This is a genomic window from Enorma shizhengliae, from assembly GCF_009676995.1.
Lineage (GTDB): Bacteria > Actinomycetota > Coriobacteriia > Coriobacteriales > Coriobacteriaceae > Enorma > Enorma massiliensis.
Genome location: NZ_VTFZ01000016.1, coordinates 33,698 through 47,217, shown reverse-complemented (window position 1 = coordinate 47,217; position 13,520 = coordinate 33,698). Strand labels below are relative to the sequence as shown.

The 13,520-nt window shown below is 62.3% G+C and carries 14 protein-coding genes and 5 tRNA genes; all 19 read left to right on the top strand.

What is annotated here, in order from left to right:
* The coding region (locus tag GJE22_RS10130) for a hypothetical protein (protein ID WP_218958386.1) at nucleotides 1-240 on the top strand (240 nt) is incomplete at its 5' end.
* Nucleotides 233-928 (top strand): NYN domain-containing protein, encoded by a 696-nt coding sequence (locus GJE22_RS10125; protein ID WP_087186811.1) that lies wholly within the window; start codon nucleotides 233-235, stop codon nucleotides 926-928. The genes GJE22_RS10130 and GJE22_RS10125, both read left to right, overlap by 8 nt.
* Nucleotides 929-1,029: 101 nt before the next feature.
* Nucleotides 1,030-1,104 (top strand) — tRNA-Thr (locus GJE22_RS09850).
* 639 nt (nucleotides 1,105-1,743) lie between these two features.
* Nucleotides 1,744-1,828, top strand: a tRNA-Tyr gene (locus GJE22_RS09845).
* Nucleotides 1,829-1,838: 10 nt separating this feature from the next.
* Nucleotides 1,839-1,914: transfer RNA gene (locus tag GJE22_RS09840), tRNA-Thr, on the top strand.
* A 4-nt stretch (nucleotides 1,915-1,918) separates the two neighbouring features.
* Nucleotides 1,919-1,995 (top strand) — tRNA-Met (locus tag GJE22_RS09835).
* 91 nt (nucleotides 1,996-2,086) lie between these two features.
* The gene (tuf, locus tag GJE22_RS09830; protein ID WP_019127808.1) at nucleotides 2,087-3,277 is read left to right on the top strand and encodes an elongation factor Tu; all 1,191 of its coding nucleotides are present in this window, start codon (nucleotides 2,087-2,089) and stop codon (nucleotides 3,275-3,277) included.
* Nucleotides 3,278-3,550: 273 nt separating this feature from the next.
* Nucleotides 3,551-3,700 (top strand): 50S ribosomal protein L33, encoded by a 150-nt coding sequence (rpmG, locus tag GJE22_RS09825; protein ID WP_019127809.1) that lies wholly within the window; start codon nucleotides 3,551-3,553, stop codon nucleotides 3,698-3,700.
* 15 nt (nucleotides 3,701-3,715) lie between these two features.
* Nucleotides 3,716-3,791, top strand: a tRNA-Trp gene (locus GJE22_RS09820).
* Nucleotides 3,792-3,870: 79 nt separating this feature from the next.
* Entirely contained in the window at nucleotides 3,871-4,278 is a 408-nt protein-coding gene (gene secE / locus GJE22_RS09815; RefSeq protein ID WP_144688904.1) for a preprotein translocase subunit SecE, read from the top strand.
* 3 nt (nucleotides 4,279-4,281) lie between these two features.
* The gene (nusG, locus tag GJE22_RS09810; protein ID WP_019127811.1) at nucleotides 4,282-4,818 is read left to right on the top strand and encodes a transcription termination/antitermination protein NusG; all 537 of its coding nucleotides are present in this window, start codon (nucleotides 4,282-4,284) and stop codon (nucleotides 4,816-4,818) included.
* Between the two features lie 120 nt (nucleotides 4,819-4,938).
* A complete protein-coding gene (gene rplK / locus GJE22_RS09805; protein WP_019127812.1) occupies nucleotides 4,939-5,367 on the top strand; it encodes a 50S ribosomal protein L11 in 429 nt (142 codons plus the stop codon).
* A 105-nt stretch (nucleotides 5,368-5,472) separates the two neighbouring features.
* Nucleotides 5,473-6,180, top strand: a complete 708-nt coding sequence (gene rplA / locus GJE22_RS09800; RefSeq protein WP_144688903.1) for a 50S ribosomal protein L1 — start codon at nucleotides 5,473-5,475, stop codon at nucleotides 6,178-6,180.
* A gap of 305 nt (nucleotides 6,181-6,485) precedes the next feature.
* Nucleotides 6,486-6,836: a PadR family transcriptional regulator gene (locus tag GJE22_RS09795; protein WP_022348972.1), complete on the top strand. Its 351-nt coding sequence runs from the start codon at nucleotides 6,486-6,488 to the stop codon at nucleotides 6,834-6,836.
* Entirely contained in the window at nucleotides 6,833-8,023 is a 1,191-nt protein-coding gene (locus GJE22_RS09790; RefSeq protein WP_144688902.1) for a permease prefix domain 1-containing protein, read from the top strand. Before GJE22_RS09795 ends, GJE22_RS09790 begins: the two co-directional genes overlap by 4 nt.
* Nucleotides 8,024-8,482: 459 nt before the next feature.
* On the top strand, nucleotides 8,483-10,003 hold the full coding sequence (locus GJE22_RS09785) for a 2-isopropylmalate synthase (RefSeq protein WP_144688901.1): 1,521 nt from the start codon (nucleotides 8,483-8,485) through the stop codon (nucleotides 10,001-10,003).
* Nucleotides 10,004-10,137: 134 nt separating this feature from the next.
* Complete coding sequence (leuC, locus tag GJE22_RS09780) at nucleotides 10,138-11,403, top strand: 3-isopropylmalate dehydratase large subunit (protein WP_186297465.1); 1,266 nt, start codon at nucleotides 10,138-10,140, stop codon at nucleotides 11,401-11,403.
* A gap of 113 nt (nucleotides 11,404-11,516) precedes the next feature.
* The gene (locus GJE22_RS09775; RefSeq protein WP_144688900.1) at nucleotides 11,517-12,017 is read left to right on the top strand and encodes a 3-isopropylmalate dehydratase small subunit; all 501 of its coding nucleotides are present in this window, start codon (nucleotides 11,517-11,519) and stop codon (nucleotides 12,015-12,017) included.
* 212 nt (nucleotides 12,018-12,229) lie between these two features.
* Nucleotides 12,230-13,396, top strand: a complete 1,167-nt coding sequence (gene leuB, locus GJE22_RS09770) for a 3-isopropylmalate dehydrogenase (RefSeq protein ID WP_154324172.1) — start codon at nucleotides 12,230-12,232, stop codon at nucleotides 13,394-13,396.
* Nucleotides 13,397-13,520 lie beyond the last annotated feature (124 nt).

The window sequence follows — 13,520 nt, the reverse complement described above, 5'->3', positions numbered from 1 at the left end:
CGAGGCCTCTCTCGTCGACATGCCGTCGTCGATCCCGAGCAGGAACAGCTCGACGGTCTCCCTGGAGTGCATGCGGACCTCCGTTCCGACGCCCGACGGGCGTCCAACTTTTTGTCCGCGGTCCCTTCTGAGGCTGATTTCGGAACATTCTTGCCCGAGTTTCGCGGAGTGTCTGCCACGGTGGGCGCGGCGAGCTCTGCTGCGCCCGCCACGGACGGAGTGGGAGGTGCTCGTGAGTAAGAAGAATCGGCAGAAAGCCAAGGCGAAGCGGTTCGGCGAGGGCTCGGCGCGCGCGGCGGTCGATGCTAGCACCTACGGCGCTGGCAACGCATTTGGCTCGGCCTTTGTGTCGTCCACCGTGGTCGACCCCGCCCGCGGCACCAACTCACGCGGCCAGCGCGAGCTTTTGGTGGTCGATGGCTACAACGTCATCCACGCGACGCCGCGCTACGAGCAGCTCATCTTCGACCGCTCCGATGACCCGTATTCCAACGACGTCTACGACCGCGCCCGCACCGCGCTCATCGCGGACGTGGCCGCGTTCGCGCAGCGCCGTTATGATGCTGTGATCGTGTTCGACGGCGCGGGCAACGTTTCGGCGGATCGGCCCAACCTCCCGCAGGCGGGCGTGCGAATCGAGTTCTCGCCCACGGGTGTATCTGCGGACACGGTGGTGCAGCGCCTGTGCATCGAGGCGCGCGAGGCGGGACGCGCGTGCTCGGTGGTGACGAGCGACGGTACCATTCAGGCGACGGTCATGGGCAAGGGTGTCACGCGTATTTCGGCGAGAATGCTCGTAGACGAGATTCGCTCGATCGATGCCGATGTGGCGGAGGCAGAGGAGGCGCCGCAGGTGAAGCTCACGCTCGGGAGCCGTCTTTCGCCCGAAGCTTTGGCCAAACTCGAGGCCCTGCGCAATCGCGGATAGCCGGACGCGAGCAACCGCTGACGTGCGATGCGAATTCCCTCTGTCCTGATTTCGCATGCTTGCGCGGTTGGCGCACTTTCAGTATCCTGAACAAACTAGACGCCAGCGTGGCTCAACGGTAGAGCAGCTGATTTGTAATCAGCGGGTTGCGGGTTCGATTCCTGTCGCTGGCTCCAGAAGCATGAGAAGCCCGGTGCCCTCGCGGTGCCGGGCTTTTTGCTGCCGCGCGATAGAAACGAGTTCGGTTGCGGACTTTCTGGCGAGATGTAGTTGCCCTCCGCGCTGCCGGTCGAGGTTCAGACACCACCGGCGCCGCCGGGCGACATTCGGACGCTCGCCGCGCTTTCGGGCCGGATTTGGACGCTAGCTGGCTTCTCGGGCGACAATCGGACGCTCGGAGGCCTCTGAGCGTACGAAACCCGCTCGAAGACGGCGTTTGTGTCCGAAACCCGCCCGAGTTTCGAGACGAGACGGTTGTGCCGGAGACATGAGACAGTTGTGCCGGGTGAAACTGTCTCACGTGAGGCATGAGACAGTTGTGCCGGGTGAAACTGTCTCAGGTGGGGACCGTTGTAAGCCACGGCACGCGCGATGGGCTTATCGCGTGAGGAGCAACGGGCAATCCACAGGACATTCACGACTGGAGCTCCTGAATCAGCTCAAAAAACAGCAGGTCAGCGTCTATAGATACGCCCGGGCGCGTGTATTTAAGCAATTTGGTTGACAGCTCAACGCACATCGTCGTACTATTCATCTGCTCGCAGGGGCGGTAGTTCCGTTATGGACGTATCCAATCCGGCGAGGCTTGCTTCTCTGGGAGTGTGCCCGAGTGGTTAATGGGGACGGGCTGTAAACCCGTTGGCTCTGCCTACCAAGGTTCGAATCCTTGCGCTCCCACCAGCAAGCAAGCGCCTGTGTAGCTCAGTCGGTAGAGCACCTCGTTGGTAACGAGGAGGTCACCGGTTCAAGTCCGGTCGCAGGCTCCAGTACGGCGGTGTAGCTCAGCTGGTTAGAGCACACGGTTCATACCCGTGGCGTCACTGGTTCGAATCCAGTCACCGCTACCAGGTAACACGGTGGCTTTCCTATGTACGTGGGGGAGCCACTTAGTTCAAAGAGGCATGTCCCGGCGGGGACGACCTTAAGGAGGAGGGCTTTATGGCCAAGGAAAAGTTCGAGCGTACAAAGCCGCATGTTAACATCGGCACCATCGGCCACGTCGACCACGGCAAGACCACGTTGACGGCCGCCATCACCAAGGTTCTCTCCGAGACCGAGGGCTGCAAGGCTGACTTCACTGCCTTCGAGAACATCGACAAGGCTCCCGAGGAGCGCGAGCGCGGCATTACCATTTCCGTCGCCCACGTTGAGTATGAGACCCAGAACCGTCACTATGCTCACGTCGACTGCCCCGGCCACGCCGACTACATCAAGAACATGATCTCCGGTGCTGCCCAGATGGACGGCGCTATCCTGGTCATCGCCGCCACCGACGGCCCCATGGCCCAGACCCGCGAGCACATCCTGCTCGCCCGTCAGGTCGGCGTGCCCTACATCGTCGTGTTCCTGAACAAGTGCGACATGGTTGACGACGAGGAGCTTATCGACCTCGTTGAGATGGAGACCCGTGAGCTCCTCTCCGAGTACGATTTCCCCGGTGACGACATCCCCGTCATCCGTGGTTCCGCTCTCGGTGCCCTCAACGGCGAGGAGAAGTGGATGGATTCCGTCCGCGAGCTCATGGCTGCCGTTGACGAGTACATCCCGACCCCCGAGCGTGACGACGCCAAGCCGTTCCTCATGGCCGTCGAGGACACCATGACCATTTCCGGCCGTGGTACCGTTGCTACCGGCCGTGTCGAGCGCGGCGTGCTCAAGCTCAACGAGCCCGTCGAGATCGTCGGCATCAAGGAGACCCAGTCCTCCGTTGCCACCGGCATCGAGATGTTCCGTAAGACCATGGACTTCTGCGAGGCTGGCGATAACGTCGGTATCCTCCTGCGCGGCATCAAGCGCGAGGACATCGAGCGCGGCCAGGTTCTCTGCAAGCCCGGTTCGGTGCACCCGCACACCAAGTTCACCGGCGAGGTCTACGTCCTCACCAAGGAGGAGGGCGGCCGTCACACCCCGTTCTTCGATGGCTATCGTCCGCAGTTCTACTTCCGTACCACTGACGTGACCGGTACCGTCAAGCTCCCCGAGGGCACCGAGATGGCTATGCCTGGTGACCACATCACCATCGAGGGCGACCTCATTCACCCGATCGCCATGGAGGAGGGCCTCCGCTTCGCTATCCGCGAGGGTGGCCACACCGTTGGCTCCGGCGTCGTGAGCACCATCATCGAGTAACTTAGGCTATTCCTGAGTAATCTCGGTTTCGCCGACTTCAAGGGACCCGGCTCCATCTCGGGGCTGGGTCCTTTTCTGTGGGGCCGTGTCACGGGCCGTCTGCAGGTATGTTGAGCTGAGCACGTATAGGCTCAGGTGCACATACCGTCGAAAGATGTGGAACGTATCTGCAGATAAACCGCGACATGGAACATCACATTGACAACGTCGCAGGTAAGATGCTAGTCTTTTCCATCGTGCCCGTTGGGGGCGGTATTTGGAGGTAATTGATTCATGCGTACTCTCGTCACCCTTGCATGCACTGAGTGCAAGCGTCGCAACTACACGACGACCAAGAACAAGGCAACCATGCCTGATCGTATGGAGATCAAGAAGTATTGCCCCTGGTGCCGTCGTCACACGGTGCACAAAGAGACTCGCTAGTCTCTTATCGTTTACACGCCAGTAGTTCAATTGGTAGAGCATCGGTCTCCAAAACCGAGTGTTGAGGGTTCGAGTCCTTCCTGGCGTGCCAGTCTTCAATCCGTAAGCCTCGTCGTTTCGGGGCTTACGGTTTCCTGTGTTAAGCGCTCATTGCGCCGGAGGTAGCTACTATGGCCAACAAGAAGAACAAGAAGAAGGCTACGCAGAAGACCGACGCTGCCGCTGCGCCGTCTTCGAAGGCCGAGGCGAAGGCTACCAAGAAGAGCGCCGAGGCTAAGCCTAGCAAGGGCGCTCGCGGCGCTAAGGCCACAAAGGCCACTGCGGTGACCAAGTCCAATGAAAAGGCGGCCAAGGCGAAGGACAAGAAGGGCAGCAAGCCTGGGTTCTTTGCCGGCATCGTGCGCTACTTCGCCTCCGTGAAGAGCGAGATGCACCGCGTGACCTGGCCGAGCAAGAAGGAGCTCATCAACTACTCCGTGGTGGTGTGCGCTTCGCTCGTGGTGGTCGGCGTCGTCATCGCGCTGCTTGACTTCGTGATCGGCGAGGGTCTCTTCCTCGTCTCTGGATTGAGGGGCTAAGCCATGTCGAAGCGTTGGTATGTAGTTCACACCTACTCTGGTTACGAGAAGAAGGTCAAGGACACCCTTCAGCATCGCATCGAGACGATGGGCATGCAGGACCGCATCTTCGATATCCAGATCCCCATGGAGAGCGTGACCGAGATCAAGGAAGGCGGTAAGCGCGAGACCAAGGATGTCAAGGTCTTCCCGGGCTATGTACTCGTCCGTATGGAGATGGACGACGATGCCTGGACGTGCGTCCGCAACACCGAGGGCGTCACTGGTTTTCTTGGCGGTAACGGCAAGCCCGCTCCGCTCTCCCGCGATGAATATAACAAGATGATGCGCAAGTCCAAGACGGGCGACGCTCCCAAGCGCACCACCGTTGGGCTCGAGGTCGATATGGCCGTTAAGGTTACCTCTGGTCCGCTTGCAGATTTCGACGGCAAGATTTCCGAGATCAACGCCGAGGCCGGCAAGGTCAAGGTCACGCTCGAAATCTTTGGCCGCGAGACCCCGGTCGAGCTTGGGTTCGACCAGATCGAGGTCATTTCCTAAGGTTGGATTGTACGCGGGCCGGTGTTTCCCGTTCAGACCGCTCATCCGAACGGGTGCTTCTAGCACGGGCGCGCTTACGATAGTTCGATTTCACGTCATTCGGTTCAGGAAGGTTTTGAGATGGCTGAGAAGAAGATTGCCACCGTCATCAAGCTTCAGATTCCTGCCGGTCAGGCCAACCCGGCGCCCCCTGTCGGTCCTGCCCTTGGTGCTGCCCAGGTTAACATCATGCAGTTCTGCCAGGCGTTCAACGCCGCCACGCAGGACAAGGCGGGCGATATCATCCCCGTCGAGATCTTCGTCTACGAGGATCGCTCCTTCGACTTCGTGACCCACACGCCTCCGGCGGCCCACCTCATCAAGAAGGCCCTCGGCCTCAAGAGCGGTTCCGCCGTGCCGCAGCGCGACAAGGTTGGTCAGCTCTCCCAGGAGCAGCTCACCCAGATCGCCGAGACCAAGATGCCGGACCTCAATGCCAACGACATCGAGGCCGCTAAGAAGATCATCGCCGGTACCGCTCGCTCCATGGGCGTCACCGTCGCTGAGTAACGTTGTTTTCCTGCGGGTGCGCTAAGGTGGAGCACCCGTTTGCGCGCAATGGGGCGCGCGTTTGATGTGGGAGGGCATATGCCCGTTGACCACAGGAGGTAGAACATGCCGAAGCATGGAAAGAATTTCCGCGCCGCTGCGGAGAAGGTCGAGAAGTTCAAGCTCTACAGCCCGCTTGAGGCCGTGAAGCTCGTCAAGGAGGTCGCTCCGGCCAAGTTTGACGAGACCGTTGAGGCCCACTTCCGTCTGGGTATCGACACCCGCAAGGCTGACCAGAACATCCGTGGTTCCATCTCCCTGCCCCACGGCACCGGCAAGACCGTTCGCGTCGCCGTGTTCGCCGAGGGCGAGAAGGCTCGCGAGGCCGAGGAGGCCGGCGCCGACGTCATCGGTTCCGACGAGCTCGTTGCTGCCATCCAGGGCGGCGAGATCAACTTCGACGCCGCCATCGCTACGCCGAACATGATGGCCAAGGTTGGCCGCATCGGTAAGATCCTTGGTCCCCGTGGCCTCATGCCGAACCCCAAGCTCGGCACCGTGACCATGGATGTTGCCAAGATAGTTGGCGAGCTCAAGGCCGGCCGCGTGGAGTATCGCGCCGATCGCTATGGCATCTGCCATGTGCCGCTGGGTCGCGTGTCCTTCGACGACCAGAAGCTCGTTGAGAACTACGCCGCTCTCTACACCGAGATCCTGCGCGTGAAGCCCTCTTCCGCCAAGGGTCGCTATGTGAAGAGCATTGCGCTCAGCTCCACCATGGGCCCCGGCGTCAAGGTCGACCCGTCTGTCCAGCGTGACTTCATGGCTGAGTAGCTCCTGCGACATAGCTCTTGCAGCTTGTTTGCTAAAGCCCGAGTGCCCCTGCGGCACCCGGGCTTTTTTCAGTGAGACAGTTGTGCCAGGTGAAACTGTCTCATGGGGCGTTTTTATACGCAAAGTGATAAAACGAACCCGGTTCGTTTTATCACTTTCCGAAGAGGCGAGCAGCGAGAAACGTTACAACAGAAAATATATTTCTAAAAAAGTATATCGACACACATAGTACTCTGTGTTACAGTTACCTCAGAGTAAGAGCGGGGGAATACGCCCCCGCATCGAAAACGCCAGGAGGTGACGGTATGGCAACACGAGATGCGGTGAGCGACCTCATCAGGGGAAACATCGATGCCATCATCTTGTGCACACTCAAGGACGGCGATAGCTACGGCTACGAGATCCTCAAGGATATCGCCATCGCCAGCCACGGTGAGTACGAGATGAAGGAGCCCTCGCTCTACACCTGCCTCAAACGCCTTGAAGGTCAGGGCAATGTGGAGAGCTACTGGGGCAACGAGACGCAGGGAGCTCGGCGCAAGTACTATCGCATCACAGATGCGGGTATCGGCGAGTTGGCCGAAGCGACCGAGCGCTGGGTACGCGTTCGCAGAATTATTGACAGACTGCTCAAACAGGACGGGGGAGACCGATGAACGAGCTGCGTATGTACGTCGAGCACCTCTTTGAAGGACGGGTGCTCACGCAGGAAAGTATTGAGCTGAAGGAAGAGATCTACGGTAACCTCGTCGCGCGGTACGAGGATTACGTCGCGGGCGGCATGTCTGAGGCCGAGGCGCTGGAGAAGACAAAGGCGAGCTTCACGAGCATCGAGGACGTGTTCAAGGAGTCTGGAGAGGCCGAGGGCTCGAGTGCGGAGGAGGCTGCATCCGCCGAGGCGGGAGTGCGTGGGGCTGCGAGCTGGAATGCAGGCGCTACGCAGGCTGTGCCCGGTGCAGACGGAATGGGCTCCGCTGCCGAGACCGCGCAGATGCCGCACCCCGAGGGAGTGCCGGTGCCGCCCGATGGCGTGGGCACCGAGGGCCAGGCCACGGCGGCCGCCCAGACTACGTCCAAGACCCGCGCGCCGCGCAAGATATGGCCGTTTGTCGTGGGCGGTGTGTTGGCAGCATTCATTTTGCTGGCCATTGTGGGCACTGCCGTGTTCGGTCTTATAGACGAGGCCGATGTGGGCGAGCCGTCTTCGACCGCACAGAGCATCACGCAGAGCGATTCTGTGGCAACCGATGCGACCCAGGGGACCGCGAACGGCCAAGATAGCTCGATCAGAGGCGGAGGCACCTCGAACCAAACCTATGACGACCTCGATGACCAGCGGGAATACGAGGCAACAAAGGCTGTGGACGACGCCATTGCGGCGCACTCCATCGACACGCTCAAGAGCTATACGGGAAACAGCCTGCCCGACCAAGGGTTCTTCGAGCACTTGCCGCTGAGCATGTATGTGTCGAGCACGGGCTCGGAACAGGGGAGCAACGCGAGCTACAACGTTTACTACGCCGGAGTGTCGGACGACATCGATGGCGATGGCGTCGATCGAGCGCTGGTCTACAACGCGGTGGCGGCGTTCAGCGTGTATCCGGAGCTGCAGACGATTAACTTCACCGTGCAGGACGCAGACGATACGGCCCACGACGCAAATGTCTACTCGTTCAATCGCGATACGCTGGAGCACGCCTTCGATAACGCGAGCGGCGGGGCCATCACGCAGCTCAACAGCTCGCTGTACGAGTCGCAGGAGAGCTGGGACCAGGTGCGTGATTACGTGACACGCAACCACTTCTACGACCGTCAGACCGACTTGGCCGAGATTGACGACTAGCCAACGACCATCAGCCGCGCCAAATGGGGACAGACCCCGATTTGGCGCGGCCTCGGCAATTCCCGGCCCTTGCGTTAACAGACGGGACGCTTGCCGAGAGCAGGCTTGCGCGCCGTGCGCATTCTGCTAGACTTTAGCGCAATGCAGTGCCCGCCGGGCGCTGCGGGCGAAGGGATGGACATGATGCTCGCATCGAACAACAGCGCACGGGTGGCCCCGGTGGCCGCTGCCGCGCTGATGCTATCCCTAGACGAGCTACTACTAGGCGCTTGCGCGTAGGGTACTTCGTCTGCTTATTCGCTAGATGGCTCATCTGAAGCACCCCACGCGTATCGGACGTCTTGCAGGACGTGAAACGCGGCGGGGTGCTTCTCGTGTATCGCATGGAAACGCTTTACCTCCTGCAAGCGCAAGCAACGAGCCCGGGCACAACCGCTGCGGGCGAGAGCAGGAGGAAGCATGACCAGGAAAATCAACATCTTCGATACGACCCTGCGTGATGGCGAGCAGTCGCCCGGCGCCAGCATGAACACCGAGGAAAAGCTCATCATCGCGCGGCAGCTCATCCGCATGAACGTCGATGTTATCGAGGCGGGCTTCCCCATCTCCAGCCCCGGCGACTTCAAGAGCGTCGCCGAGATTGGCCGCATCGCGGACGATAGGTGCACCGTATGCGGTCTCACGCGCGCCGTCGACAAAGACATCGAGGTTGCAGCCGAGGCGCTCAAGACCGCCAAGCGCCCGCGCATCCATACCGGCCTGGGCGTTTCGCCGAGCCACCTGCGCGACAAGCTGCGCATGACCGAAGACGAGGCCATCGAGCGCGCCATCCATGCCGTGAAGTTCGCCCGCAACTTCGTGGACGACGTGGAGTTCTATGCCGAGGACGCCGGCCGTGCGGACCAGGATTTCCTCTGCCGCATCATCGAGGCAGCCGTGAAGGCGGGTGCCACCGTGGTGAACATCCCCGACACGACCGGTTACAACATGCCGTGGGCCTTCGGTGCGCGCATCGCCGACCTGCGCGAGCGCGTGGACGGCATCGAGGACGTGACCATCTCCGTACACACCCACAACGACCTGGGCATGGCCACGGCGCTCGCGATCGAGGCCGTTCGCAACGGAGCCACGCAGGTCGAGTGCACCATCAACGGCTTGGGCGAGCGCGCCGGCAACACGGCGCTCGAAGAGGTCGTCATGGTCATCCGCATGCACGGGCAGGAGCTCGATGCGCACACCGATATCGTGACGCAGGAGCTTACGCGCGCAAGCAAGCTGGTGAGCTCCATCACCGGCATGACGGTGCAGGCCAACAAGGCCATCGTGGGCGTCAACGCCTTCGCGCACTCCTCGGGCATTCACCAGGATGGCGTACTCAAGGCGCGCGACACCTACGAGATCATCGACCCCGCCGATGTGGGCGCCGGTGGCTCGCAGATCATCCTCTCGGCGCGCTCCGGCCACGCAGCGCTCCGCCACCGTATGGCAGAGCTCGGCTATACCTTTGAGGACGACGAGTTCGAGAGCATCTACCAGGCGTTCCTCGAGGTCGCTGACAAGAAGAAGGAAGTCTACGACGAGGACTTGGAGAGCATCGTGCACGAGCGCGAGCGCGTGACCAAGGCCATCTGGACGCTCGGTGCGGTGCAGGTGAGCTGCGGCTTCCCGCTTACGCCCACGGCGACGCTCACGCTCGTGGACGAGGGCGGCGAAGAGCACACCGTGGCTGCCTTCGGTACGGGTCCGGTGGATGCCGTCTACAAGGCCGTGAACCAGATCGTGAGCGTGGAGAACGACCTTTCCGAGTTCGCGATCAAGGCCGTGACGCGCGGCATCGACGCGCTGGGCGAGGTTACGGTGCGCGTAACTGCAGGCGACGGCCAGGTGTACACCGGGCGCGGCTCCGATAACGACATCATCGTGAGCTCCACGAAGGCCTACATCAACGCCCTCAACCGCCTCATCTCCGATCGCCAGTGAGTCATTTTGGGACGGGGTTGTTTTGACCCATTTTGAGACAGTTTAACCCGGTACAACTGTCTCATGCGCGTTCCCCGGAGGAAACCGTCACGTACATGTCCGATTTCCCTTCATCAGCAGGAAGGATTGATCCAATGCCACGACCGATGACCGTAGCAGAGAAGATTCTCGCAGCTCATGCTGGGCTGGACGAGGTTCGCCCCGGCCAGCTCGTAGAGTGCGATTTGGACCTCGTGCTCGCGAACGATATCACCGCGCCCATCGCGATCGACGTGTTCCGCGAGCTGGGCGCCACCGAGGTGTTCGACCGCGACCGCGTGTGCCTGGTGCCTGACCACTACGCGCCCAACAAGGACATCAAGAGCGCCGAGCAGACCAAGAAGATGCGTGACTTCGCCCACGAGCAGAAGATCACCCATTACTGGGAGCAGGGCTGCGCGGGCATCGAGCATGCCCTTCTGCCCGAGACCGGCACCGTGGTGCCCGGCGACCTCGTGATCGGTGCGGATTCTCACACCTGCACGTACGGCGCGCTCGGCGCGTTCACCACGGGCGTGGGTTCCACCGACGCCGGCGTGGGCCTCGCCACGGGCCGTGCGTGGTTCAAGGTGCCGCCCACCATTAAGTTTGAGATTGAGGGCGAGCTCACGGACGGCGCCACCGCGAAGGACATCATTCTGCACATCATCGGCCTCATCGGGGTTGATGGCGCGCTCTATCAGGCCATGGAGTTCACCGGATCCACCATCGCGAGCCTCTCCATGGAGGGCCGCATGTGCATCTCGAATATGGCGATCGAGGCCGGCGGCAAGGCGGGCATCATGGAAGTCGACGATGTGGCGCGTGCGTGGCTCGAGGGCCGTTGCCAGCGCCCGCCGGTGGAGTACCACGCCGACCCGGACGCCGAGTACGCGCGGGTCGTGCGCATCGACGCGGCGGACATCAAGCCGTGTGTGAGCTGGCCGCACCTGCCGAGCAACACGCACCCGGTGAGCGAGTCCGGCCACATCACCATCGACCAGGCGGTGATCGGCTCGTGCACGAACGGGCGAATCGAGGATATGCGCGCCGCCGCCGAGGTGCTGCGCGGACGGCGCGTGGCCGAGGGCGTGCGCTGCATCGTGATCCCCGCGACGCAGGCGGTCTTCAAGCAGTGCATGGCAGAGGGCCTGGCGGATGCGTTCATTGATGCTGGCTGCGTGTTCTCCACGCCTACGTGCGGCCCGTGCCTGGGCGGCTACATGGGCATCCTTGCCGCGGGCGAGCGCTGCGTGTCCACGACGAACCGCAACTTCGTGGGCCGCATGGGCGACCCGACCTCCGAGGTGTATCTGGCGAGCCCGGCCGTCGCCGCTGCGAGCGCCGTGGCCGGCCGCATCTGCGCCCCGTCCGACCTGTGAGTCAATTGAGTCATTTTGGGACGGGGTCATTTTGAGTCATTTTGTCTTACGCCCCGTTCTAGCCTGCTCCTTTTCCCGTTCCCGTCCATCCCTTCCTGCGAAAGGATTTCTCTATGCACTATGAAGGTACCGTTTTCCGCTACGGGCGCGATGTCGACACCGACGTCATCATCCCCGCGCGCTACCTCAACAGCTCAGACCATGCTCACCTGGCAGCGCATGCGATGGAGGACCTCGATCCCACCTTTGCCGAGCGCGTGCAGCCCGGTGACATCGTGGTGGCGGAGGAGAACTTCGGCTGCGGCTCCAGTCGCGAGCACGCGCCGGTGGCGCTCAAAGCGGCGGGCGTGAGCTGCGTTATCGCCAAGAGCTTCGCGCGCATCTTCTATCGCAACGCCATTAACGTTGGCCTCGCCATCTTGGAGTGCCCGGATGCCGTGGACGCCATCGCCGACGGCGCGCGCGTGGCCGTGGACACCGAGACCGGCACCATCACGAACCTCGATACGGGTGCGGCCTTCACCGCTGAGCCCTTCCCGCCGTTCATCGCTGAGATTATCGAGGCCGGTGGTTTGGTGGAGCGCACGCGCCAGAAGCTCGCTCGCGGGAACTGAGACACCGCGCTTGGCGCGGCCGTCGGTGGCCGTACGCAGGGTGTGTTCCCCCTCATTCACGCCAATGTGCGGTACCTCGGCCTCGCTATGGGAAACCCGCTCAGTTCCCTGCTTCATTTGCGAGACAGTTTAACCCGGCACAACTGTCTCATTGCCGTTATGAGACAGTTTAACCCGGCACAACTGTCTCATCCGATTGCCAAGGAGGGCATATGCCGCTTGATAATCCGTTCGCATCTGGCCCCAGCTCGGAGAGCTGGAGCTGCAACGTGAAGAAGACCTACAAGATTTGCTGCTTGCCGGGCGACGGCATCGGTCCGGAGATCATCGCCGAGGGTAAGAAGGTGCTCGCCGCAGTGGGCAAGCGTTACGGCGTTGATTTCAAATGCGAGGACGCGCTCATTGGCGGCGCAGCTATCGATGCCTGCGGCGACCCGCTGCCCGAGGAGACGCTCGCTGCCGCTCGTGCGTCCGACGCCGTGCTGCTGGCTTCGGTAGGCGGGCCCAAATGGGATTCGACCGATCCTGCAGCGCCCCGTCCCGAGCAGGGGTTGCTGCGCATCCGCAAAGAGCTCGGCCTGTACACCAACCTGCGTCCGGTCCAAATCTTCGCGGCGCTCGCCGATGCATCAACGCTGCGCCCCGAGGTCATCGACGGCGTGGATATGATGATCGTGCGCGAGCTCACGGGCGGTCTGTACTTCGGTAAGCGCGAGCGTTTCTACGACGAGCCCGGCGCCGGCACGGCGGGGGCGCCCGGCCAGCGCGCGTACGACACGCTCGAGTACCGCGAGTACGAGATCGAGCGCATCGCGCGGCAGGCGTTCGAGGCGGCGCGCAAGCGCCGCGGCAAGGTGTCGAGCGTGGACAAGGCCAACGTGCTGGAGACAAGCCGCATGTGGCGAGAGATCGTTCACCGAATCGGCGCCGCGGAGTACCCGGACGTGGAGCTCGAGGACGTGCTCGTGGACAATGCGGCCATGCAGCTCATCAGCCGCCCGGCCGATTTCGACGTGGTGGTGACGGAGAACATGTTCGGCGACATCCTCTCCGACGAGGCCGCGCAGATCACGGGCTCGCTCGGCATGCTCGCCTCGGCGAGTTTGGGCGACGGCGTGGCGCTCTACGAGCCGAGCCACGGCAGCGCGCCCGACATCGCGGGGCAGGGAATCGCCAACCCGCTCGCGCAGATCCTCTCCGTGGAGATGATGCTGCGCTACAGCTTCAACATGGGCGAGGCGGCCGACGCGGTGCGCGTCGCGGTGACGGCCGTGCTCGACGAGGGCTGGCGCACGCGCGACATCGCCGACGCCGCGACGCCCGTGGACCGCATCCTCGGCACCGCCGCCATGGGTGACGAGGTGGCCAAGCGGATCTAAGGGCGAGCGCCGTCGGACGCCGCGCCGCGCACCCATATACACCATCCATCGGGGGCTTTCGCAGAGGCGAGGCCCCCTTTTTCTGGTGCCGTTTTGGAGCAACAGGGCCTCGCCGGCGCTCCCG